This is a genomic window from Microbacterium sp. LWH7-1.2 (assembly GCF_038397755.1).
Classification (GTDB): domain Bacteria; phylum Actinomycetota; class Actinomycetes; order Actinomycetales; family Microbacteriaceae; genus Microbacterium.
In genome coordinates this window covers 2,446,553-2,470,693 of sequence record NZ_CP151637.1, presented here as the reverse complement: position 1 = coordinate 2,470,693, position 24,141 = coordinate 2,446,553, and the positions used below count along the sequence as shown (strand labels likewise).

General features: G+C 67.2%; 18 protein-coding genes. 5 read left to right on the top strand and 13 right to left on the bottom strand.

The genetic code is table 11. The features are described from left to right. Positions 1-90 precede the first annotated feature (90 nt). The gene (locus tag MRBLWH7_RS11490) at positions 91-1,131 is read right to left on the bottom strand and encodes a LacI family DNA-binding transcriptional regulator (protein ID WP_341994561.1); all 1,041 of its coding nucleotides are present in this window, start codon (positions 1,129-1,131) and stop codon (positions 91-93) included. A gap of 333 nt (positions 1,132-1,464) precedes the next feature. Here MRBLWH7_RS11490 and MRBLWH7_RS11485 point away from each other — a divergent pair, with 333 nt between their 5' ends. Then, positions 1,465-2,445, top strand: coding sequence for a glycoside hydrolase family 43 protein (locus MRBLWH7_RS11485; protein WP_341994558.1), 981 nt, complete (start codon positions 1,465-1,467; stop codon positions 2,443-2,445). Positions 2,446-2,679: 234 nt separating this feature from the next. On the opposite strand, the gene MRBLWH7_RS11480 is transcribed toward MRBLWH7_RS11485, so the two are convergent. The 12 genes from MRBLWH7_RS11480 to MRBLWH7_RS11425 all read right to left on the bottom strand — a co-directional run bounded on the left by MRBLWH7_RS11480 (position 2,680) and on the right by MRBLWH7_RS11425 (position 19,451). Further along, the gene (locus MRBLWH7_RS11480) at positions 2,680-3,258 is read right to left on the bottom strand and encodes a hypothetical protein (RefSeq protein WP_341994556.1); all 579 of its coding nucleotides are present in this window, start codon (positions 3,256-3,258) and stop codon (positions 2,680-2,682) included. 17 nt (positions 3,259-3,275) lie between these two features. After that, positions 3,276-4,271, bottom strand: a complete 996-nt coding sequence (locus MRBLWH7_RS11475; protein ID WP_341994554.1) for a hydroxyacid dehydrogenase — start codon at positions 4,269-4,271, stop codon at positions 3,276-3,278. Positions 4,272-4,356: 85 nt separating this feature from the next. Further along, the gene (locus MRBLWH7_RS11470) at positions 4,357-6,492 is read right to left on the bottom strand and encodes a glycoside hydrolase family 36 protein (protein ID WP_341994552.1); all 2,136 of its coding nucleotides are present in this window, start codon (positions 6,490-6,492) and stop codon (positions 4,357-4,359) included. Between the two features lie 86 nt (positions 6,493-6,578). Beyond that, positions 6,579-7,550 (bottom strand): carbohydrate ABC transporter permease, encoded by a 972-nt coding sequence (locus tag MRBLWH7_RS11465; RefSeq protein WP_341994550.1) that lies wholly within the window; start codon positions 7,548-7,550, stop codon positions 6,579-6,581. Then, entirely contained in the window at positions 7,547-8,368 is an 822-nt protein-coding gene (locus MRBLWH7_RS11460) for a sugar ABC transporter permease (RefSeq protein ID WP_341994548.1), read from the bottom strand. Before MRBLWH7_RS11460 ends, MRBLWH7_RS11465 begins: the two co-directional genes overlap by 4 nt. 190 nt (positions 8,369-8,558) lie before the next feature. Next, positions 8,559-9,770, bottom strand: coding sequence for a hypothetical protein (locus MRBLWH7_RS11455; protein ID WP_341994544.1), 1,212 nt, complete (start codon positions 9,768-9,770; stop codon positions 8,559-8,561). Positions 9,771-10,305: 535 nt separating this feature from the next. After that, positions 10,306-13,857 carry a putative Ig domain-containing protein gene (locus MRBLWH7_RS11450; RefSeq protein ID WP_341994542.1) on the bottom strand — a complete coding sequence of 1,184 codons (3,552 nt, stop codon included), beginning with the start codon at positions 13,855-13,857 and terminating at the stop codon, positions 10,306-10,308. A gap of 155 nt (positions 13,858-14,012) precedes the next feature. Next, positions 14,013-15,170, bottom strand: coding sequence for a DUF4232 domain-containing protein (locus tag MRBLWH7_RS11445; protein WP_341994540.1), 1,158 nt, complete (start codon positions 15,168-15,170; stop codon positions 14,013-14,015). Between the two features lie 144 nt (positions 15,171-15,314). Beyond that, positions 15,315-15,947: a hypothetical protein gene (locus MRBLWH7_RS11440; RefSeq protein ID WP_341994538.1), complete on the bottom strand. Its 633-nt coding sequence runs from the start codon at positions 15,945-15,947 to the stop codon at positions 15,315-15,317. A gap of 348 nt (positions 15,948-16,295) precedes the next feature. Continuing rightward, positions 16,296-16,430 (bottom strand): aldo/keto reductase, encoded by a 135-nt coding sequence (locus MRBLWH7_RS11435; protein WP_342002024.1) that lies wholly within the window; start codon positions 16,428-16,430, stop codon positions 16,296-16,298. A 140-nt stretch (positions 16,431-16,570) separates the two neighbouring features. After that, complete coding sequence (locus MRBLWH7_RS11430; protein WP_341994536.1) at positions 16,571-17,872, bottom strand: enolase C-terminal domain-like protein; 1,302 nt, start codon at positions 17,870-17,872, stop codon at positions 16,571-16,573. A 34-nt stretch (positions 17,873-17,906) separates the two neighbouring features. After that, positions 17,907-19,451, bottom strand: coding sequence for an alpha-L-fucosidase (locus MRBLWH7_RS11425; protein ID WP_341994534.1), 1,545 nt, complete (start codon positions 19,449-19,451; stop codon positions 17,907-17,909). Positions 19,452-19,468: 17 nt separating this feature from the next. Between MRBLWH7_RS11425 and MRBLWH7_RS11420 the strand changes: the two genes are divergently transcribed. The 4 genes from MRBLWH7_RS11420 to MRBLWH7_RS11405 all read left to right on the top strand — a co-directional run bounded on the left by MRBLWH7_RS11420 (position 19,469) and on the right by MRBLWH7_RS11405 (position 23,803). Next, a complete protein-coding gene (locus MRBLWH7_RS11420; protein ID WP_341994532.1) occupies positions 19,469-20,500 on the top strand; it encodes a LacI family DNA-binding transcriptional regulator in 1,032 nt (343 codons plus the stop codon). 98 nt (positions 20,501-20,598) lie between these two features. Next, a complete protein-coding gene (locus tag MRBLWH7_RS11415) occupies positions 20,599-21,927 on the top strand; it encodes an extracellular solute-binding protein (protein WP_341994530.1) in 1,329 nt (442 codons plus the stop codon). 194 nt (positions 21,928-22,121) lie between these two features. Next, the gene (locus MRBLWH7_RS11410) at positions 22,122-22,967 is read left to right on the top strand and encodes a sugar ABC transporter permease (protein ID WP_341994528.1); all 846 of its coding nucleotides are present in this window, start codon (positions 22,122-22,124) and stop codon (positions 22,965-22,967) included. Further along, complete coding sequence (locus tag MRBLWH7_RS11405; protein WP_341994526.1) at positions 22,967-23,803, top strand: carbohydrate ABC transporter permease; 837 nt, start codon at positions 22,967-22,969, stop codon at positions 23,801-23,803. The genes MRBLWH7_RS11410 and MRBLWH7_RS11405 overlap by 1 nt, the downstream gene beginning before the upstream one ends. The last annotated feature ends 338 nt before the right edge of the window (positions 23,804-24,141 follow it).

The window sequence follows — 24,141 nt, the reverse complement described above, 5'->3', positions numbered from 1 at the left end:
TCCACGATGCTCCCTTGCTCAGTGCGTGTTCGAAAGAGCGTATCGATAAGGATAGCGTTTGCCAATCCGCGCGAACGGGTCCGGAGGCGGCTACGAACGAGCGACCGGTTTGCCGTGCACGATCGGCGTCGCGCGGAGGGCGACGCGGGCTTGGGGCTCCGGATCGTCGTCGTCCAACGCCAACGACAGCGCCGCCTCGCCGAACGCTTCGAGGGGCACCTCCACGGTGCTGAACCGGGGAAGGACGTCGCCCAGCATGGGAACGTGGTCGAAGCCCGTGACCTCCACGTCGCGAGGCGACTCCATGCCCAGCTCACGGAGATGGGCGATCGCACCCACCGCCATCGCGTCGCTCATGGCGGCGACGACGTCGAGCTCCCCGATCCTTTCGGCAAGCTGATCGACGGCGGCATACCCGCCGTCGCGGGAGAACGCGCGGGACACGATGTCCGACGCGGGCACGGCGATGCCGTGAGCCGAGAGCCCCTCGAGGAACCCCTGGACTCGGTCGTTCGACGTGATCTCGATCGTCGGCCCCGACAGCACGGCGAAGCGCCGCTTGCCCGATCGGACCAGCGAATCCGCCAGGAGACGCGCTGCCTCGTGATTGTCGACGGTGACCGACGGGAAGCCGAGAGAATTGTCACCCACGATCACGACGCGCGTTCCGTGCTCCGCGAGGGTGCGCAGCTGCGCTTCCAGTGCTCGCTCGCGGTGCTTGTCGGTCGTTCTCGCGGTGGCGATGACGACCGCGCGGTGTCGCTCCCCCCTGAGGGCGGTGAGCAGGTCCAGCTCACGGAGTGGGTCGTCGAGCGTGGTGCGCACGGCGACGGAGACGCCGCGCTTCTCGGCGGCGTGCATGACGCCCGAGATCATCGTCGCGGAGCCGAAGTCCTCGATGTCGCTCACGAGCAGTGCGACGGTGCGCGCGCGCCCGCCCTTCGTCGCCTGCGCCGCGGGGTTCACGGAGTACCCCAGGGCGCGGGCAGCATCATGCACGCGGCGTCGCAGTTCGGGGGTGCCGCTCTGGGTGCCACGCACCCCGCCGTTCAACGCGCGAGACGCGGTGGGCACGGACACGCCGGCGAGGCGAGCGACGTCGGTCAGTGTCGGGGGCTTCTCGGGGGGCAACATCGGCTCCTTCCAGGCCCTTGCGGTGCAAACGATATCCTAGCCGTCACCCGACAGGGCCGATCGGTTGGGGCGCGGAGATGAAAGCGGCCGGGTTCATTCGCGTGCCACTGCACGCGACGCCGCCCGGGCGGGCTCACGACCACCCGGCTCGGAACGGAAACCCCACTGTCATCCGTCCGGACATCGGAGAACTGCCCGTAGCGTGAGTCGGTATAGTGGGCGAAGTAAGGATAGCGATATCCACCGGCGTCAGCGATAATCGCGGCGCGCTGACGCTCGGCCCCGGCGGCACGCCGGTCCATCGAACGACCCGAGAGATGGTGCACCTTCATGACCTCCAACGGTAGACAGCATCCCGAGTACGTCGGTTACCTCTACGCCCACTTCAAACGCGAGTCGGACGACGGTGAGCAGATCCACTTCGCGCTGAGCGACAGGAACGACCCGCTGCACTTCGACGACCTCAACGGCGGCAGACCGGTGCTCTCCTCGAAGCTGGGCGAGCGCGGGGTACGCGACCCGCACATCGTCCGCGCCCCCGGCGAGGATCGCTTCTACCTTGTCGCGACGGATCTGCGCGTGCATGCGAGCACCGACTGGGACCGGCACGTGCGCCACGGCAGCCGCTCGATCGTCGTCTGGGAGTCTACGGATCTCGTGAACTGGGACGAAGGTCGCCTGGTCGAGGTGGCACCGCCCGAGGCCGGGAACGCCTGGGCCCCGGAGTCGGTGTGGGATCCCGGGCATGACGCCTTCCTGGTGCACTGGTCTTCCACGCTCTACGACGACGCCGAGCACGCGGGTGCGAGCTACAACCGGATCATGTACGCGTTCACGCGCGACTTCCGGGAGTTCTCCGAGCCTCGCGTGTGGGTCGACCGCGGGTGGCAGACGATCGACGCCACGGTGATCCTGCACGATGGCCTCTACTACCGCTTCCTCAAGGATGAACGGGCCCGGGACGGCGTGGCCCCTCAGGGCAAGTCGGTGTTCTCGGAGACGTCCGAGTCGCTGACCGCGATGCATTGGAGGCCGTTGGCCGCAGGCATCGGTCTGGGTGCGATCAGCCGAGGGGAGGGGCCGTTGGTGTACAAGTCGAACACCGACGAGAAGTGGTTCCTCTGGATCGATGAGTTCACTCCCGAACGCCGTTATGTCCCGTTCGAGTCGACCGACCTGGCGGGCGGTCAGTGGGCTCCTTCCGAGGACTTCCGGCTGCCGAGCGACCCCTGCCACGGGGTCGTCCTGCCGGTGACCGCGGAAGAGTACGAGCGGCTCAGCACCGCCTGGGGCGGTGTCGAGCGAGTCTGAGGGTGACTGGCGGCGGCTCGGTCACCGCACCGCGAAGATCCGCGCGGAGGGCCCTGCGTAAGCCTCGACGGTCGGCGCGCCGTGCACCGTTCGGATGGTCCACTCCGGCAAGGTGACCGGATAGACCTGCTCGAGGCTCCGTCCGCGGAGCGTCGGCAGCGCGATCTGGGTTGCGGTACGTCTCGACCACAGCGCCCCGCAGCGACTCGGAACCGGCATCGAGTTGCAGCGCGATCACGTCGTCGTCCCAGCCCGGGAGGTCGAGCGGCCGTGCCGGATGCGTCCCGGCGATGCGGTGGCGCGATTCCTTGTGGACGGCGACGGCCTCACGCGAGGGCGAACTGCTCCTCGCTGAGCCCCTCGAGGAAGCCGGACAGATAGAGCCGGAACCGACACGAGCGCGGAACTCACCGCCAGGAGCACGGTTTCGCCCTGCGCGCCGTTGCGCACGACGTGCCGGAGCTGGACTCCCGGCCCCGCCGCCCTGAAGACGCTGGTCACCTCGAGACCGCTCAGGGGATCGTGCTGGTCAATGCGCAGCTCGTCGCCGTCCGCATCGTGGCCGGTGTAGCGCAGGCGCCGCCCGGCCCCCCAGAGGAGGAGGCTCTGGTTGTGGCGTTCGCGCTCCTCCCCGGCGACGCTGAGGTCGACGATCACCGACGGCACGACGATCGACGGTGCGTCGGGAAGGCTCGACCAGTGCACGAGGGAGACCGGGTGGTCGGCGTCGTGGTCGAAACGGAGGTGCAGTCGAGGGTGGGTCCACTCGATGGCGGACCGCTGGTCGACGTGCGAAGCGGTAGCCGAGGTCACTGCAGTACTCCGCCGGGTCAGGGGCTGGTGATCGGATACTCGAACGGCGCGCCGGCGACGAATCGCTCGACCTCGGCGAGCGCCGCGCGGCCGAGCCGGCGGAGCTCCGTCCCGGTGGATCCCGCGAGGTGAGGGGTGAGGAACACGTTCGCAAGCGTGTACAGCGGATGTCCCTCCGGCAGCACCTCGGGATCGGTGACGTCGAGGATCGCCCCAAGCCGGCCCTCGGCGAGCTCTTCCACCAGGGCGTCCTGGTCGACGAGCGAGCCCCGCGCCGTGTTCACGAGGGTCGCGCCGTCGGGCATCGCGGCGAGCACCGCACGCGAGATCATCCCATCGGTCTGCGGCATCGCCGGCGCGTGGAGCGAGAGCACGGTGCTGCGGCGCGCGAGATCTTCGAGATCGCGGACCGTTTCGACACCGAGGTGTGCGGCATCCGCGTCGGTCAGGTACGGGTCGTAGACGAGCAGCTCGACGTCTCGACCCTGAAGCTGCTCGATGACCAGTCTCCCGATCGTCGATGCCCCGACGAGGCCGATCGTGGTGCCGTACAGGCCGGTGTGGGGGAGCTCGGCTTCGCGATCGATCTGTCGCTGTTCGCGGCGGTACAGGCGTGAGGCCCAGAACGCGTCCTTGGCGGCCAGAGTGATCATGGCGATCGTGAACTCCGCCACGGGGAGGGCATTCGCGGCCCGCGCAGTCGACACGGGGATGCCTCGGGCCGTCGCGACTTCGTCCAGGAATCCACCGCCCCCACCCCAGTGCACCACGCCGCGGAGGGCGGGCATCATGGCGAGCTGCTTCGGTCCGATCGGGGGCGCACCCCACCCCGTGATCAGGAGGTTGATGGCCGCGAGCTCTTCCTCCTCGATGTCCTGGAGGCCCGCGTCCGCATTCAGAACGCGTCGCGGGTCCAGGTCGACGAGTTGCTGGAGCCGGCGAACCTCATCGTCGCCGAAGACGAACGGCAACAGCTCGGGCGTCATGGCGAACGCGGCCTTCATCGTGGGCATCGAGCTTCCTCCTCCCGCCGGCGGGCAGTGCCGCCGGCGGCCGTTCGTGGGTGCGTGTTGAACGGGACCCGGTCGGTCACGGTGGTCACGCTCCGCGTCCGGTCGGGCGGGCTCCGAGCCGGGGGCCCACCACCGTGATTACTCGCGCGGTCGGCCCGGGCGATGTGCGTACGGCGAGACCATCGGCGCGTGGCTCGAGTGACCAGGGTGATGCGGGGGCGCTCGGATAGGCGACGGACGCCATCCCCTGCACGTCGGGAAGGAGGAGATCGGCCCGCTCCTCCCCGCGATCCCAGATGAACAGCGTCAGGCCATCGTCGTGGCGCATGCCCAGGCAGACGACCTCGTCGTCCCACTCGGGCAGACCGAGCGGCCAGAACGGGATGGCCGACCCCAGTCGGTGCCGGTCACGTCGATGCAAGGTGACGGCCTCGTGCACGAGCGCGCGCTGCGCCTCGTCGAGCGTGTCGAGGAACCCCGAGAGGTACAAGCGGCCGCTGAGGCCGGTGACCATGGTGAACGCGATCTCCTCGGGGGTCATGCCGGCCGCGGGGTACGCCCAGTTGCCGCACTGCTCGGGCACGATGTGCGCCGGGGCCGACGCCGCGATCGGCGGGTACAGGAGGAAGTCCTGCTGGTCGCTCGTCGACTGGAGGTGCGTGACCGAGAGGAGCGAGTAGTCGGCCCGCATCGCTCCGGAACTGCAGTTCTCGACGAGCACGTCGGGATGCCGCGAACCGATCCCCACCAGCCAGTCGCGGAGCGCCCTGGTGTGGCCGAGCAGGCCGTCTCCGGGTGCGGCAGCCCGCCATTCGGTGCCCGCGCCGGGGTTGATGTTGTAGTCGAGCTTGAAATAGGAGACGCCGAACTCGGCGACCAGGCGATCCACGACCAGGTCGAGTCGGCTCCGTACCGCGGGATGACGCAGATCGAGATGGTAGCGGTCGTGCTCGCGCACTCGCTGCCCGAACCGCTGGAAGAAGGCCTCGTCGGGGAGCGAGTCGGCGATGGGACTCTTGACCCCGACGACCTCGGGCTCGAGCCAGATTCCCGATCTCATGCCGAGCCGATGGATCTCGTCGAAGACCGCACGCAGGCCGCCGACGAATCGGGCGGGCGCCTCGGTCCACTCACCGACGGTGTCCCACCAGTCGCCGATCGTCGGGTCGGCGAACCATCCGGCGTCGATGCAGAACAGCTCCGCGCCGGCTGCGGCTGCTTCACGGATGAGCGGCAGGAGCGCCTCCGTCGTCGGCTGGCCCATGAGGGTGTTCATGAAGTCGTTGTAGATGATCGGCGCATCTGACGCTTGACGTGCTTCGCCGCGCAGCCAGCGGCGATACTCCGTCAGCTGTGCGATCGCGCCGTCTCGCCCTTTCGTCGAGGTTGCGACGGCGACGGCCACGGCCTCGAACGAGGCGCCGGGGTCGAGTTCGTGGGCGAAGTGATGCTCGAGGTCTGCCGGTCCGAGGAGCGAGAGCGTCGCGCCGTTGCGGGTGGCCGCGAAGTCCATGTGCCAGCCCGCACTCGTCTCGATCTGCCACGCGGCGGCCTCCCCCGAGTCGTCGTCGACGAGAAAACCGGTGGGCAGGTGTTCGCCGCTGGACCAGCCACCGCGGCTCGTGATGCCGAAGTGCCCACGTCCGTCCTGCGCGTGGAGGGCGAGATCGAGCGTGGGCATGACATCCGTGAGCGGCACCTCCCGCCAACGGTTCTCGGCGAGCCATTCGCTCGCGGCCACCCCGAGGATGATGCCGTCGAGCTGTTCCGTCTGCCTGATCCCGAACGACGTCGTGATCGCCGTGACGGTGACGGGCTCGTTCGAGGTGTTGTGCACAACCGTCTCGATGCGCACCGCGCTCAGCCCGGCGGGACGGGTCAACGTCGTCGTGACGGTGAGGCCCGAGGCATCGTCGTGCTGCTCGATCACCATGCGGTCCGCGCCCGCGTCGGCGTCCTCGACGACCTTGCGCACGCGCAGGCGGGCTCCGACCGCGGACCGGACGTACGCTTGGCTGGATCGGGCGCGCTGCTCACGCGACGTGAATACTTCGACGAGCGGGACGTCGTCGCGGCCGAGCATCGTCGAACCGTCGAGCGACGCCAGCGAGATCGGCCGCTGGGCCGACCAGCGGACGTCGGCGACGGGCATCCGCGTTGCCTCTGCCGCCGCCTCTGCCTCGGCGGCTGCTGCATCGATCGACCCGAAGCGGGCAGACATGACGATTTCGTCGACGATGGCGGACTCCTCTGTCCAGAAGGTGGATTGGGATGGAAAGGTGTTGGGCGGGAGTCCGGCCGACGCCGTCACTTGAGACTCCCCATGGTGACGCCGGCGCGCCAGTACCGCTGCATGGCGACCATGAGGATCACCATGGGGATGGTGGCGACCAGCGACCCGGTGATCACCAGGCTGGTGAGGTCGACGGTGGAATCCATGCCGCGACCGAGCCACGAGTACAGCCCGAGCATGACCGGCCAGAGGTCGCGTGACCGGAGGAAGACGAGCGGCCCGAAGAAGGCGTTCCATATTCCGACGAAGTGCAGCAGGAAGATCGTCGCTCCAGCTGTCGTGAGCAGTCTCAGCCCGATGCTGAAGAAGGTGCGGTATTCGCCGGCGCCGTCGATGCGGGCGGCCTCCAACAGCTCGGCGGGCACCGCGCCTTCGGCGTAGACCTTCGCGAGGTAGACAGAGAAGGAACCGAAGAACGCAGGGATGATCATCGCCCAGATGGTGTCGTAGATCCCGAGCTGCACGAACAGCAAGTAGGACGGAATCGTCAGCAGCGCGCCCGGGATCAGGAAGGAGCCGATGATGAACGCCATCGACGTGCCCTTGCCGCGGTACTGATACATCGCCAAGCCGTAGCCGGCCGCCAGAGCGATGATCGTCTGGCCGGTCGCGCCGGCAACGGCGTAGAGCGTGGAGTTCCACAGCCAGCGCCCGAAGACGCCATCCTGATACGTGAAGAGCGTGTACAAGTTCTCGAAGAGGTGGAAGTCTGCGAACCAGAGGCCGTTCGTCGTGTAGAGCTGTTCCTTCGACTTCGTCGCCGACACGATCAGCCACCACGCCGGGCCGACGGAGTAGATGGTGAACAGGATCAAGCCTGCGAGCACCAACCACTTCGAGCCGCCGCGCGCGACGGCCGTGCCCGCGTCGTCTCCATCACGCCCGCGTCGCCGGTTGCGGCGGGCAGCCTGCACGGCCGCTCGCTCCGCTCTCCTCACCTCTTCGGTCGTCTCGACGGTCGCGAGGCTGATGTCTGAAAGGCTCATTGGTCGACCTTGCTCGTAAGGCGGTAGATGACCGCAGAGGCGATGCCGACGACGGCAGCGAGGATGATCGACAGCGCGGCGGCGTAGTTGAGGTTGCCGACCTGGAACGCCTGGTTGAAGATCACCATCGCTGGAGTGAAGTCCTTGGTGATCGTCTCAGGAGACACCGCGCGGAACACTGTCGGCTCGGCGAAGATCTGCAGGGTGCCGATGATGGACAGGAGTCCGGTCAAGACGAGCGAACCTCGCACGTAGGGCACCTTGATCGACATCGCGATGCGGAAATCGGATGCTCCGTCAACGCGCGCTGCATCGAAGAGCTCGCGCGGCACCGCCTGGAGCGCGCCATACAGGATCAGCATGTTGAAGCCGATGGTCCCCCAGAGGGCAAGGTTGCCGATCGACAGCCAGATCATCGACCCCGAGAAGAAATTGATGTCGAGGCCCAAGGCATCGAAGACCGGCTGGAGCGGGCCGACCACGGGGCTGTAGAGGTAGATCCAGATCATCGTCGCCACGATGCCCGGAATCATGTAAGGGATCAGCAGCGACAAGCGGAAGCGACCGGCCACGCGACGCGTGACGGCGTCGACCAGCAGGGCCAGAACGAGGCTCACGACCTGCGTCACGGGCACGACGATCGCCGCATAGATCCCGACCCGGAGCATCGACTCCCAGAAGATCTGGTCGGTGAGACCGCGGACGAAGTTGTCGACACCGGAGAAGCTGACCTCGGCGCCACCGAACCCCAAGCCCGAGGACTTCTCCGAAAACAGGCTCTGGCCCAATGCCAGGACGACCGGAAGCACGGTGAACACCGCGAAACCCGCGAAGAAAGGCCAGGTGAACGACGCCCCTTTCAGCCGCTGGAGGTGGCGCCACGATCGGCGAGGAGACGCGGATCCTCCGCGCCCGGTCGGTTCGGACGGAGCCGAGGGATCAGTCCCGCGATCACGAACCACTGCTACGGAAGACATCCGCGTCTCCTCTCCTTGATGTGTCGGGGGTCTACTTGGCGATCGAGTAGTCGATCCCCTTGTTCTCGAGGTCCGTCGCGATGTAGGCCTCGACGTTGGCGATGGCCTCCTCGAGGGTGATCTGCTTGGCGACGAACTTGCCCCACTGGTCCTGCAGCTCGGGGAACCACGCGTCGTAGTTCGGACCCTGCTCGAACTTGCCGATCACGTCAGCCTGCGCGTCGGCGATGATCTCGCCGACCTCCGCAGGGGACTGCGCGAAGAGTCTGTCGGGCACGATGGCCTCGGTGTACTCCGATACGTCCTTCAGCGCGGTCGGGACGCTGATCGCACCGGTGTCCGGGTTCCGGCTCGCCTCGATACCCGCCGGGTCCACGGCCGCGAATGTGGCGTATTCGACGGCGGCCTCGGGGTGCTCGCAGCCGACCGGCACGATGGCCGGGTTGGCGAAACCTGTTGCGAGGTGCTCCTTCGATCCCGAGAACTGCGGAAGGGGGACGGCGTCCCACTGGCCGAGCGAATTGACGAAGTTGGTCTGCAGACCGGTCAGCGACCACCATTGCGTGGGCAGAGCTGCGAGCTGTCCACTGTCGAAGTAGGAGTACAGCGCCGGTCGGTCCTGATACGTCTGAGTGGAGTTGAGGTCGTTGTCGACAACATCCTGGAGAATGCCTGCGGCCTTGAGTGTGGCCTTGTCGTGGAGGTTGACCGTCCAGCTGTCGCCGTCGATCTGGAACCACTTGGCGCCGGCCTGCTGAGACAGGTTCACCAGCGTCGACGGGTCCTCACCCGCGAGATTGATGACCTTGATACCCGCAGGAGCCAACTCCTTTCCCGTCTCGACAAGCTCCTCCCAGGTCGACGGCACATCTGCGCCGTGATCCGCGAGCGTCTTCGTGTTGACCATCATGAACTGCGCCGACGCTCCGGTCGGGACGCCGTAGAACGTGTCGCCGATCTTGGCGCTGGCCAAGGCGCCGGCGTTGAACTGATCGGCGACCGGCTCGACGTACTCGGTGATGTCCTGCGCCCAGCCGTTCACCAACGAGGTCGCAAGCGGAGTGATGCCGGGAAGCAGGCAGGGGATGTCGTCCTGGGACTCCATGACGTTGCGGAAGTTGGTCTGCGCGGCGGTGTTGCTCGGCTGCAGGACATAGTTGACCGTGATGTCGTCCTGGCTGTCGTTGAACGCGTCGACGATCTGCTGGGTGATCGGGTCCCATCCCCAGACATCGATCGTCACGGGCCCCGTCTCCTCCGTTGCTGATGGGGTCGGGCTTGTGCCGCTGCACCCGGCGAGGAGGGTGGCGGCGGCAATGCCCGCGGTGAGGGCGAGGGCGCCCCGGTGTTCTGATCGCATGTTCACTCCTTCGTGACGCACACCCACGATGTGCGGATTGCTGCAGGGATGTCATCGGCCCACCGAGCATCGGACGGATAACGTCATCCAAGTATGATTGCGCTCCGCTGCCCATGTCAATGTGACGTTGATATCGAGTGGGAGATAGGCGGATGGATCATTGGGCTAGAGCGCGCGAAAAGTGCACGATTAACGGCAATCGCTATCCATCATTGGCGCAAGGGATCGTGACTCGGACTATTCGCTGGTCGCCCGATTCACCGGAACGTTCGCCGGAATCCGCGCGGAAGACCTGGACGGCGAGGGATGGCACGCCGACTTCGACCACGTCAGCCTCGTCGCCGGTTAGGCGAGGAGGGGGCTGCGCGCCGACGGAACCCCTCTCGACGGCTCATCGGCCGCCCGGCTCAGCGCCGGGTCACTGGAAGTCGCCGAAGAACTGCACCTCCGCCATATTGCCGTGCCAGCGGACCGGATTCCAGATCCGGAAGTAGCGATACGACGCGTCGTCGGTGACAGCACGCTGCATCCATACGCCTGATGCGCTGCCCGCGAGCGGCGCAGTCAGGTCGGACCAGGTCTGGCCGTCATGCGATCCCTGCACGAGGACTCCGTTCGCTCGAGCGGCGTTGCTGCCTTCACGCGGAAGGAAGAACACCTCTCGGAGTCGCAGCGACTTCTCGGAGCCGAAGTCCACCGTGTAATACGCGCCCTCACCCATGATGAGGTCGCCCGCCGTGCTGGCGTCGCCGTCGAACAGCAGGTAGCCCACCTCGTCGGCAGGCAGGGCGTTGCCCGGCCACTGCTTGTCGGAGGCGACCACCGCGCCCACGCTCGCGACATCGATCCGCTGATCCCGGGCGCCGCCGACGAACAGGCTCTTTCCATCGGTGACGCCGTGCAGGGTTGGTCCGGCGACGCCGTCGTCTGTGTAGTCGACGGCGAGGGTGACCGGACCGGTTGCGACGCCGTCGAGGACGACAGGGGCCAGCCAGGTGACGCCGTCCTCGGAGGCGGCGGTCTTCTCGACGCCCATCACGTTGACGGTGACGCCCTCGACCGGCTGCTTCGTCGTCACGGTGACGTTCACGGTGTCACCCACCGACACCTTCCTGGCAACAGCGTCGGGGGAGGTGACGACGGCCGAATCGATCTGGTTGCCGATCTCGTGTCGCTCGCCGTAGATGCGGAACTCGGTCATCTCGAACACCCCGCGGATGATCCCGTAGAGGACGTCGGGAAGTTGTTCGAGCATCTGGACCTTCAGATACCGGAACTGGTCTTCCTGCAACGCCGGATCGACGTCCAGCGTGTTGAAGTCCTGGGTGAACGCCGTGGCGCCAGGAGTCAGTCGTGTCCAGTTCGCACCGTCATTGGAGCCGAACACCGCCGAATTGGCGAGCCGGTCCGCGAAGATGTTGCTCTGGAATCCGAACCCACTGGCCGATACCCGGAAGTCGGCCCCGAAGTCGAGGACATGAGCCATGTTCACCGCCTGCGGGTACACGGTTCCGGTCTGGTTGTCACCGTCGACCAGCAGCGCGGTGCGATCCCCCGCCGTCGAGGAGGCGACGAGCCCGGGGTAGTCCAGGCTGCCGTCCAGTTCAGTCTTCGGAGATGTCAGGCGCAGCCCACCCACCGCTGCGACGACATCGGCCAGCGACTGAAGGTACTCGGCGTCCGATCCGTCGCGACGGAGTTCGCGGGCACGCGCGTCCGCGTCCGCGTACGTCGCCGCCGTCGCGGACTCGTACCCGGCATTCTCGTCGAAGCCTTTCCGAGCGATCTCGATCGCGGCCGCACGATTCTGCGCGACCTCGAGCGTGACCTGTCGGGCGGCGACGCTCGTGCCGTCGTCGGCGGCCACGGTCATCGTCGAGGAACCGGTCCGACCGGGCGTCCATGTCAGTGCACCGGACTGCGCGTCGAACGCTGCGCCGTCGGGCAGCCCGTTCACGGTGTAGCTCGTGGCCTCGGTAGCGGTCGCCGACAGATCCAGGCTCATCGCCGCTCCCTTCCAGCCGACGACTCGATCGCTCGCGTCTTCGGGGAAGACGGGGCCGTCGAGATCGGCCTCGGCGTCGGCGTGGATGTGGTCGATGTCGACGGTCGCCCCCTCGGTCTCGATGAAGAGGATGTTGTCCATCGCGCGTCGGACCGTGACGTAACGCCACTGGCCCGCCGTGCCCGGAACCACGATCGACGTGTCGCGCCGGACGGTGTCGTCATGACTCACGCCGCCGAGGTGGATCACGGCGTTCCCCTCGGTGCGGACGCGGAGGGCTTGCTCGGGTTTGGCGGTGGCGCCGCTGAGATAGGCGATCTTCGAGCCCTCTCCCATGCGAACGAAGCCGTCTTCCCGCGTGACGTCGCCTGCGAGGTGGGTGTAGCGGTGCTCGACCTCGAGGATGTCCGGATCGGAGTTCGGCGTCGTCGCTACCTCGCCGATCGCCTCGGCGGGTGCGAACATCCAGGAGTCGCCGCCGCCGTCGCGGCCGTCCCAGCCGATCTGCACCGGGGTCGGGCGCTGGGAATACGCCTCGGCGAAGAAGGGAGCGAGTTCCGCGACGTTCTGACCGCGCACATACGTGTAGTAGTAGTAGATCTCCCAGAAGCTCGCGGTGGCGTAGCGTCCGCGGTAGCCGTCTGCGATGTGGTCGTAGGTGTCACGGATCGTGCCGTCCGGTGAGATCGCGTAGGCGATCGGGGTCCACTCGGGGTCGCGGCCTGACATGAACTGCCAGAAATAGTCAGCCGCGTGCAGAATGCGATCGTCCAGGAACTCGTACGGCCCGACCGCGTCTTCCGCAGTCGAGACCGTGCCGTGCACGGGATCGACCCCGGTGCCCTGCGCGAGCATCATCCGCGAAAGGGCTGCGAAGTTCGTGAGGTTGCCGCCGCCATGCGCCTGGTCACGTCCCATCTCGGTCAGCTGCACGTGCGGGTCGTCGATCGCCTCACCGGTCTTGTCGTTCCGGTTGACCCATCGGGCGAGCCGTGCGACCGAGCCGTTGAAACCCTCGTCCTTGGCCGACTCGTTGACGGTGAACCACTCGACCTTCTCGCCGTAGAGGTCTTTGTCGTCCATGAAGATCGATCCGGCCATGGAGCCCAGCAGCGGATAGTTGTGCTGGTTCATGAAGCGGTCCGGCGAAGACATGAACGTCGCAATCGCGGGGCGGATCAGGTTCGTGCTGAAGGCATCTGCGTCCGCGTCGGTCAGCACGAGAGCGGGGTCGCCGCAAGTGGTGTACCGCAGCAGCTCGGCGGCAGAGGCCATCCGGAAGAGCGGCATGCCGTTGTGGATGTGCGAATCGACGTAGTACGAGAACCTGGTCGGATCCATCTGTCCCCAGTTGCGGATGATGGCCAGGGCATTCGCCCGATGGACAGCCTTCCCCGTGAGCACATGCAGGACGGCCTGGGTGTACGCCTTCAGGCCGTCGGCTTCGAACATCCCTCGGGTGCCCGCGTCGAAGACGGTCCGGCTCGGCTTGGTCGGGTCGTTGCCGGCGGCGTTGGAAGGCCTTACGGACTCAGCCGCCGCGCTCGAGCGCTTGAGCGCCTCGAAGCCCGATGCCCACGGCTCGGCTCCGGCCGCGAGCTGCGTGCGGACGTTCTGGAGGATGGGCTCCGTGAGCCCGATACCGGGATGGGTGAAGCCCGCCTCGCTCTCGGTCGGGTGGAACTGCACCTCACAGGTGCCCGCTCCCGCCGGATCGCTCGCGGCGCCGGCCGGCACGGAGTTCAGGAGACTCAGCGCGACGCCTGCCGCGGTCCCGAGGGTGAGCACTCTTCGGAGCGCGGAGCTCCGAGAGGCTGCTTGCAATTGACTCATGATCAGCACCTTCTTCGTTGAGGGGGCCACGGGATGGAACGATTGCCGGCCGGGTTTGGACAACCCGGCTGATGAAGAAACACGATGGATCGCATCAAGGCAATCGTTATCCAAACGCACGATACCCAACATGCAGTGCCGGGGCAATGGTCGATTGCGCTCCCAGCGTCGCTCACACGACGTGTGCTCGTGCAGTCATCGAAAAGGAAGGGAATGTGTCCGAACCCGAGCTGGGTCCACGCGACGAGAAGCTCGCGCACTGCCACGTGGCGGGCGGACGCGACGCGTCAGCCGGCGGCGGGATTGCGAACCTGCCATGCCGTGACATGCACCGTCGTGCCAGGGATGATGTCCATCGAGACTTCCCAGGTGAGCCGGGCCGCACCGGGGTATGCCGCGACCCAGAGGCTGCGGGCGGCCAACTGTCCGTGGACCGAGTTGGCATCCCACCCGATGACGGCGAACACGGCCTCACCGGGCTGGAGGGTGATCGGCTCCGGGCCGGGGTCTTCGGCCATGAATGAGTGGCCGCGCTCGACCGTCACCTCCAGGAGGTGGCCGTTCTGGTCGCCGTAGGCGACGTCCGGATACCCGTTGACGACGCACGGGGCGTCGGAGGTGTTCACCAGCTGCAGCGCCTGTCCGCGGTGACCGGTCGCGGCATCTGCAGCCGGGGCCAGGATCGTCGTTTTCTCGGCCGTGCAGGCGCCGTCGGCAGCTTCGATGCTTGTGGGTGCGGCAGACGGTACGGGGGCTCCGGATGCGGCGGGATCGGCGAGTGCGGCGCCGTCCGGGTCCGCGCCGGCTTGGGCGTCAGCCTGTTCCTGGCGCAGCTGCTCCTGTGCGGCTGCGCTGCCGGCCTGCGCGGCGACGGGCAGCGCGATCACCGCGACTGCGGCGACCAACGCCGCCGCAACGACGGACGTCGAGACTCGGGAGCGGCGAGCGGGTGCGGCATCCGTCCCCGCGCCCGCTTCCGTCTCGACCGCGTGTCCGCGCTGCAGGCTCATCGTCACCAGAGACGGGATCCATCCAACGAGGACCGCCCACCACACCGTGAGGGGCGCGGCGCCCATGGTGCCGAGTGCGCCTCGGACCCCGAATCGTCCGATCCAGACGAAGAGGTTCCCGAGATCGAGGCTCGCGCCGATCAGGAACGCGCTGAGAACCGCGGCCAGCCAGCCTGCCGCGAACGTGAAGCGCCCGCGAGGTGCGAGCGACATGGCGAGTACCGCAAACGCCGCGACCAGTACGGCTGCCGTCAGCACCTGCACGAGGACCACCCACGGTGCCGGCAGTCCGAACATGCCGTACCGCATCGGCGACGGTATGAGCTGAGCCAGGGTCGCCAGACTCCCGCCCGCACCTTGGAGCACGAACGGCGTCCAACCGAACGCGAACCACAAGACGGCGAGCACAGCGCCACCGATCAGGCCACGACGCATTCCTTCTCCTCTGATGGGTGCCAGCGAACCAGCGGACCCGGGCGAGTGTACTGGGCGCAGGCAGCGGCAGAAGCTGTCGCGCCGCCTCGGGATCGGCAGGGGCGGGCGGGAACCGGGCGACGCGTGTGTCGTCGGGGCCGGGTTTCAGCCGCCCGGTCCGGTCGGGTCGATCGGCGCACCGTCGCCATTCTCGGGCAGATCGCCGCGCTCGACCGGCGCCGTGGGATGTGCCGGCGCATCGGAGAAGAGCATCGCGAGTTCAGTCGTCGACGGGACATGAACCGCCTGCGCCGCCGCCAGCAGGTCTGCGGGCGGTGCGCCCACGCCGCTCACTCGGATGAGAGCGTCGCCGCGGACCGCGACGTACTCGTGGACGTCCCCTGCTGATCGATGCCACACGCCGTCCGCTTCGGCACATGTCACCGCCGCGTCGACCGCCTCCTCCAGCGGTGTCGCCGCACAGATCGCGGGCGTGAACTCCCCGCGATCGGTGCGGATGGTGAGCATCGCGCTTGTGCTCGAGTCAACCCACGTCGCCGACATCCCCTCCGAGTTGCTGGGTCCGACCGACTGCGGCGCGAGGTCGTACCCGACGACCACGGTAGTGAAGACGAGTTCGGGCGCGATTGCCCAGCTGCTCGCGCTCTCGGCGATGAGCGAAGGATCGGCGGGAGCCGGCGAGTCGTCGGCACCCGTCGCACAGGCGGTGGCTGTCAAAGCGAGGGCCGCAGCGATCACCATGCTCGCGGCCGCGCGGGCAGGCCCGGGTCGACGCATGATCGGATCCTCTCATGCAACGGACTGCCCCTCTCGCTTCGCGCCGGCGAAGTTCACCCGAATGAGTGAGTCTCCGTCTCGGTCGAGGAGGGGCCGCTGCGCCACGGAACGAAGAATGGGCAGATCCAAACCGTCCGAGAGGGACGTTCATCTGGCCCAAGTGGCGGTGTCATGTCTCAGGACATCGGCGACATTTCGGGGTCAAGACATCGGTGAGGTTCCGGTGGTGTTTGGTGGTGACACTTCCCGGCTCTATCTGTGATTACGCACGGCACCACAAACCAACATCGTCGGGGTCACCCGGACGGTAGTCGGTCTGGATGGCTCGAGCACCCGGCCGGCCTTCGTCTACACCACGAACTCATCACGCGACCGGGTCGACAGCGCGGCGCCGAGCCGCCGCTCGGAGAGTCCGAGTCCGAACTGCGGGGCGGCGTCGAAGTACCGGATGCCGTGCCCCCACGCCGCGTCCGCGGCAGCGATGCCGGCCTTGTTGTCGGTCTCTACGGGGAGGTTGCCGAACCGCGCGGCACACCGAACCCCAGCGGCCCGAGACGGCGGAGCACGTCACGCATGGTGGAACACCTCCACCATCGGCGCCCACTGCTCGCCCGCGGCGGCGCTCATACGGTCACCGATGGGTGCGCGCCGCGCCAGGTGTAGACGTCCAGCGACGCAGGCCACATCTCAGTGCCGGCTCCGGGTGCCACCGGCGCCTGGTATCGACCGCCAACGACCCGCGTGGGGGTGACGAAATGTTCGTGGAGGTGATCGACGTATTCGATCATCCGTCCGTCCATGGTGCCCGACACGGCGACGTAGTCGAACATCGACAGGTGCTGCACCGCCTCGCACAGGCCGACGCCGCCGGCGTGGGGGCAGACCGGGGCGTCGAACTTCGCGGCCAGCAGCAGGTTCGCGATGTTCTCGTTGATGCCGCCGACACGTGACGCGTCGATCTGCATCACCTGCATCCCGTCGGCCTGAAGCAGTTGCTTGAAGATGATCCGGTTCTGGGCATGCTCGCCGGTCGCGACGCGGACCGGGGCGACCGCTGCGGCGATGGCGGCGTGACCGAGGATGTCGTCGGGACTGGTGGGCTCCTCGATCCACGCCAGCTGGAACTCGGCCAGCGTGTTCACCCAGCGGATGGCGTCGGCGACATCCCAGCGCTGGTTGGCGTCGATGGCGAGGGGGAAGTCGGGTCCCACGGCGTCGCGTGCGATGCGCAGGCGGCGCACATCGTCGTCCACGTCCGCTCCGACCTTGAGTTTGATCAGCGGGAACCCGTCGGCGACGGCAGCCCGGCAGAGCCGGTCGAGCTTCTCGTCCGAGTAGCCGAGCCAGCCCGGTGATGTCGTGTATGCCGGGTAGCCGACGGCCGTCAGGTCGGCGATCCGTTCGGCGCGTCCCGGCTCCGCCCGCCGCAGGATCTGCAGCGCCTCCCCTGGGGTCAGCGCGTCGGTGAGGTAGCGGAAGTCGACGAGGGAGACGATCTCCTCCGGGCTCAGTCCCGCCAGGTGCTGCCACAACGGCTGCCCGGCGCGCTTCGCGCGCAGGTCCCACAGTGCGTTCACGACCGCGCCGATCGCCATGTGCATGACGCCCTTCTCGGGCCCGAGCCAGCGCAGCTGGGAATCGCGGATGAGCGCTCGATGCACGCCGCCCATGTCCGACAGGAGAGTCTCCACGTCGGCGCCGACAAAGTGTCCGCGCAGCGCGTCGATCGCGGCGACCTGCACGTCGTTGCCGCGGCCGATCGTGAACACGAACGCGTGTCCTTCAAGACCGTCCGTGCTGTCGGTGCGGACCGTGACATACGCGGCCGAGTAATCGGGGTCGGGGTTCATGGCGTCGGAGCCGTCGAGATGAAGCGACGTCGGGAAGCGAACATCCTGGGTGTCGACGCTGACAATCGTGCTCATTGGTGGTCTTCCTGAGTAGCGGGTGAGGGGGTCGCTACGACAGCGTGCCGGGGACCAGCGATGGTTCTTCTCGGCAGCTGTCGTCCGGGTCGGTGATGCCGGGAGGCGCCGCGGTGGCGTAACGGCGTCGGTCGTGCTGATCGAACCTCGGCTGCGCCCTGTGCGTATCCATCGGGTGTGTGTGGATGTCCGCAGGCCGTGCCGCGGGCTCCGGCTCGAGGTCGATCGCGATCACGGGGATGAGCTGCGCAGCGAGCTCGGACGGAATCTCGACGACCAGTTCGCCGCGTGGATCGGGCGCGCCGGCGTGTACGTCCGGCAGGCGGGGCACCGCCGTGAAGGGCAGGCCCCGCGCGTCTCCGAGTACCCGCACCGCGCGCACCCGCTGCACCGGCACGCCTCTGACCGTGAGGTGCTGGTATGGCTGAAGCGTGCAATAGACGTAGACGCGGGTGATTCCGTGGACGGTCCGAGACGCCATGGGCAGTCGGCTCGAGATGTGCGAAGGAGCAGGGCTGAGCCCGCCGACCGCTTCATGGTTGCGGTCGATCCAACGCCCGACGGCCTGCAGCGTCCGGAGGGCCTCCGGCGGGAATGAGCCATCGCCGCGGGGACCGACGTTCAGGAGCAGGTTTCCGCCGGTGGTGGTGGCTTCCACGAGGTGGGTGAGCACTTCGGGAACCGACTTCCAGCGCTGGCGGACGGTGCTCCAACCCCACGTGTCGTTCATGGTGAGGCACACCTCCCACGGTCCTTCCGGTGCGCTCTCCGGCAGCTGCTGCTCGGGCGTGATGAAATCGCCGTGCCCGACGCAGCGGTCGTTGACCAGGCACTCGGGCTGCAGGGCGCGGACCCGGGCCCGAATGTCGGCGAAATCCCACTCCTGTTCGGTGTGCTCGAACTCGCCGTCCAGCCACAACACGTCGATCGCGCCGTAGTTGGAGAGCAGTTCGGTGAGCTGGTCGAGGAAGTACTCGCGGTAGCGGCCCCACTGCTGCTCATCCGTGCGCACCCAGCTGTCCAGCCGATACGGCTTCGTGGTGGTGGCATCCGTCATCCGCGGGTAGTCCGGGTGATGCCAATCGGGCATCGAGAGATAGATCCCGATCCGCAGTCCACGCGCACGCAGCGCGGCAAGCACCTCGGCGAGCAGATCCCGGCCGAACGGCGTCGCCTTCACGATCGAGTAGTCGCTGTGCGCGGAGTCGTACATCGCGAATCCGTCGTGGTGCTTGGCCCCGATCACGGCGTACCGCGCCCCACTGCCCGCGATTGCGTCGGCCCAGGCGTCGGCGTCGAACGCCTGCGGATCGAACGTGTAGGCGTTCGCGAAGTACTCCTCGCACGGGACCGGCTCCAGAGCGGGGTACTGCCCGACGACACCCCCGGTCATCTGCCAGGACAGCTCCCAGCCCCGTGAGGAGGCGTGGCCGAAGTGGATGAACACGCCGAGGCCGGCGTCGGTGAACCAGGAGGTCGTCATTGAACTGCCTTTGAACTTTGTGGGCGGGACTTGTGTCGCGGCAATGGTACGCGTAACATCCCTGGCGATGGTACGCGTACCACCGCTGTCCGGCAAGTAGCTCCCGAGGAGGAATGATGGTCACGATCCGTGATGTCGCCGAACGCGCGTCAGTCGCGCCGATGACGGTATCGCGTGTGATCAACCAGCCGGACTCGGTCTCTCCGGCGACCCGCGCACGTGTGGAGGCGGTGATCGCCGAGCTGCGATATGTGCCCAACATGCTGGGCCAGAGCCTGCGTACGAATCGCACCATGGTGATCGCCCTGGTCGTCTCCGACATCAACAACCCCTTCGCCATCCAGCAGATCCGCAGCGTCGGAGAAGCGGCGCGGGAACGGGGCTACACCGTGGTGTTCACCCATACCGAGGCGAGCGAGAAGAACGAGCTGGACCAGCTGCGCACTCTTATCGAGCACCGCGTCGACGGTGTCGTGCTCTCCCCCGTGACGAACCGCCCCGACTCCGTCGATTTCGTGATGGGCCAGAACGTGCCGATCAGTGTGATCGGCTACCCGATGCCGTACAACGACGTTGACGTCGTCAGGTCAGATTCCCGCACGGCCGCCGAGGAACTGACGCGGTACCTGATTGGGCTCGGCCATGAGCGACTCGCGATGCTGTCCGGCCCGCGCGAGATCGTCACCGCGCGCGAGCGCACCCAGGGGTTCGCCGCCGCTCTCGCCGCCGCCGAGCTGGAACCCGTCTCCCTGCACCACGCTCCGTACACCGCGGACGGCGGCTACCGGATGATGCAGGCGGTTCTGCAAGCGGACACCCGCCCCACCGCAGTCGTCACCGCGAACAACCTGATCGCGGTCGGCGCGGCGCGTGCCAGCCGCGACCTCGGCGTGAAGGTTCCGAACGAGCTCTCGATCGTCACGTTCGATGATGCACCCAGCGACGCCGTGCTCGACCCCTACTTCACTGGCATCCTGCAGCCGACCGCCGAGATGGCGGAAACGGCGACTCGTCTTCTGCTCGAGCGCGTCAGCGGCGACTACTCCGGCGAAGGCCGCGAGATCGTCCTGCCTACGCGCTTGGAGGTCCACGCGTCTACGGCACCGCCCGCGGATGCCGGGAAACGAGGTGACCGAACCTCCTAACCCGCACCCCTCGCACAGCATGCCGGATCGGGCGCTGGCACGCCCGACCCGGTCTTATCACCACACAAGAACACCATCACAACGAAGTGAGGACTTTCATGAAGTTCACCCGAAGCCTACTCGGTGTAACCGCCGCCGTCTCGGCGGTCGTGCTGCTCGCCGGCTGCGGATCGTCCGGCGGCGTCGGCGGCGCGGAACCCGTCGCGCAGAACACCGGACCCGTCACCATCAACTACTGGACCTGGTTCCCGCCGCAAGCGACCCTCGACGCGGCCATCGCGGCGTTCGAGAAGCAGAACCCGGACATCACGGTCAAGCTGCGCACCTTCGAGGCCGCGGACTACCAGAAGCAGCTGCCGCTGGCCCTCGGCGGCGGCGAAGACCTCGACGTCGTCGGGGTCCAGGTGTCCGCCATGACCAACACCGTGAAGGACTACCTCACGCCCGTCTCGGAGTGGGGCGACGACCTGCTCGACGGTGTCGAGCCGTCGATGGTCAAGCAGACGGAGGAGATCGCGTCAGACGGCGTGCTCTACTCCATCCCGCTGGGCTCCATCGGCAGCCCGGTACTGTACTACAACGCGGAGATCCTCGACTCGCTCGGCCTCTCGGTGCCGAAGACCGGTGGAGAGTGGAAGACCGCCGTCGACGCCGTCAAGGCCGCCCGCGCCGACGTCACACCGGTCGTGTTCGCCGGCGACCCTTGGTGGCAGGAGGAGATGCTGTTCGGCATCGCCGAGCAGGACTCGCCCGGCCTGTCCGATGACATCATCGGCGGCGACGGGGCGTGGGATCAGCCGGCCCTGGTCGCGGGACTCGCCGCGTACAAGTCGCTGTTCGATGACGGGATCGTCAGCACCGACGTGCTCAGCCTGCAGGGCTCCCGCCCGAGCGAGCTGTTCACGGCGGGCAAGGCGCTGTTCTACCTCGACGGCTCCTGGCAGAACTCGCTGCTGTCGGCCGACTACCGCGGTGCGAACAAGATCGCGCTCAAGGACGTCGGCGCGGCACCCCTCCCGGTGCTGAACGGCGGTGATCCCGCCGTCCGGGCTCTCGCGGAGGGCGGCCTCGCCATCCCTGCCAACTCGAAGAACACCGCCGCGGCGAAGAAGTTCATCGCGTTCATGCTCGGCAAAGACGCGGCGGATGTCTGGGCGAAGGACCTCGTCCTCGTGCCCAGCAGGGTCGGCTACGAGCTGCCTGACACCGTGCTGCAGAGCGCAGCCGCGCAGGACGGCTTCGCCAATGTCTCACAGGTGATCTCCGCCCCGACCTCCAAGCGCGACAGCAACCAGGACTTCCTGAATCAGGTCGAGGGCAATGCGATCCTCGATGTGCTGCGCGGCGCCACGACGCCGGAGGATGCCGCGGCGCACATGCAGGCGGAGTGGGAGTCCGGGCGCTACCCGCACGGCGACGAAAAGTGACGATGACCACCCGCCCCACAACCGAGGGGTTCCGCGGCACCACGCCGCGGGACCCTTCGGGGAACCCTCGACTGCCCCATCGCAACGGATCGGCAGGCCCGCGCAGCGAAGTGGCTGCCGATACGACGAACCCGAATGCGCAATCGTCCCGACGTGCGCGCTCCCGGTCACGGCTACACAGCATCCGGGTCGCCGTGATCTTCCTCGCCCCGCTCGCACTGTTCTACGGCGTGTACTTCCTCTTCAGCTTCGGACTGCTGGGAGTGGTGAGCACGCAACGCGTGGGACTCACCTTCCAGCACGCAGTCGACGTCGGATGGCAGAACTTCCTGCTCGTGCTGACGGACCCCGCGTTCCAGATCTCCCTGTTCAACACCGTGCTGTTCGGCGTCGTCAGCGTGCTCATCTCCCTCACGCTCGGCTTCGTCCTGGCGATGATGCTGGCGTCGGGTCTGCGGCTGCGGCGCGTCTTCTACATCGTGTTCCTGCTGCCGTCTCTCATCCCGCTGTCGCTGTTCGCGACAGTGTTCGGTCGGATGCTCGAGACCAGCGACGGTGCGATCAACCAGTTCCTGCGGGGCGTCGGGCTGCCGTTCCTCGCGCAGGACTGGCTAGGCAACCCGACCGCCGCGTACGTGGCCATCTTCGTGCTGCTCACCTACATGATCGGTCTGCCGATCATGTACTACACCACCGATGTCACCCAGGTGAACGCATCCATCCTGGAGGCCGCGACGCTCGACGGCGCCTCGATCTGGCAGATCTACCGCATCATCCTGTACCCGCTGCTGCGGACCACCCATATCACGGTGATCTTGTCGGTGCTGCTGGGCAGCTTCCGCGCCTTCGACATCATCTTCTTCTCCACCGGCGGGCAGCCCGGCGGACGCACCGCGATCGCCGGCACCTACATCTACCAGGCCACCCTCGGTGCCGACCGTGTGGGGTTCGCCGCAGCAGCGTCCATCATCGTGCTCGTCATCGCCCTGACGATCTCACTCGTGCAGGTCCTCGTCCAGCGAAAGAAGAAGGCATCCTGATGTCCAAGTCCGCAGAGGACGTCCTACCCCTCCGCACCCGCCACCGGGACCGGATCCTGATCTACGCCGCCGTCGGCATCATCGCGGTGTTCTTCGCCGCACCGCTCGTGAACGCGGTACAGATGTCGGTCGCCGTAGGCGGCATCCAGAACTACGTATCGGTGCTCACCCGCGACCTGAACGGGGTATCCATCCCGCAGACCTTCCTCAACAGCGCGATCATCGCGATCATGCACGCCACGCTCGTCTGCACCATCGGCGCGCTGTCCGCGTACGCGTTCTCGTTCGTCGACTTCCCCGGTCGCGAGCCCATCTACTACTGCGTGCTGCTGTTCCTCGCCGTGCCCGCCACCGCCATCCTCGTCCCGGTGTACTACCTCAGCGGAACACTGCACCTGTTCAACACGCATCTCGGCGTCGCGCTGCCCGAAGCGGTGCTCACACTCCCGTTCGCTATCCTGCTGCTACGCAACCGGATGGATGACATCCCCCGGCAGTACGTCGAAGCAGCGGTGCTCGACCGGGCCAACCACTGGCAGATCTTCCGCCACGTCGCCGTTCCATTCGTGCGCGCACCGCTCGTGAACCTCGCCGCGCTCAGCATCATGTGGTCACTGCAGGACTTCGTGTTCGCCTCGGTCATCCTGAAATCGCCGGAACTCGCCACCGCGGCTCAAGCAGTTCAAAGCATCCGCGGCGCGTTCGCGGCCACGCCCGCCGAGTCATCGCAGTACTACGCCGCGCTCGTGCTTCTCGCCGTGCCGGCCGTGCTGATCATCGTGTTCGCATTCCGCTACGTCACCCGCGGCCTTGCTGTCGGCGGCCTCAAGGAATGACCGGGACGCAGGGCAGTCCGTCACCACTCTGCGTCCGGTCCACCAGCAGACCCGCCATCGCAGCTCATGCCACTTCTCCCTGTGCAATCCACGTTGCCGTGCACATCACCTGCGACTTCGCGACGGTACCGGCCGTTGACACCGCTGCCGTCGTCCTGCAAGGCACGCTCAACCCATCCACCACGCGAACACTCACCAACACAGCGACGGTCACAGCCACGACGGCAGCCCGATCCGTCCGATGCAGACCCACGACGGCGCAAAGGGTCACCCTGAGACACATCAGGAGCGCAAGCCAACACCGAGGGGGTCTTCCTCGCCCTCGTCCCGCTCCTTCG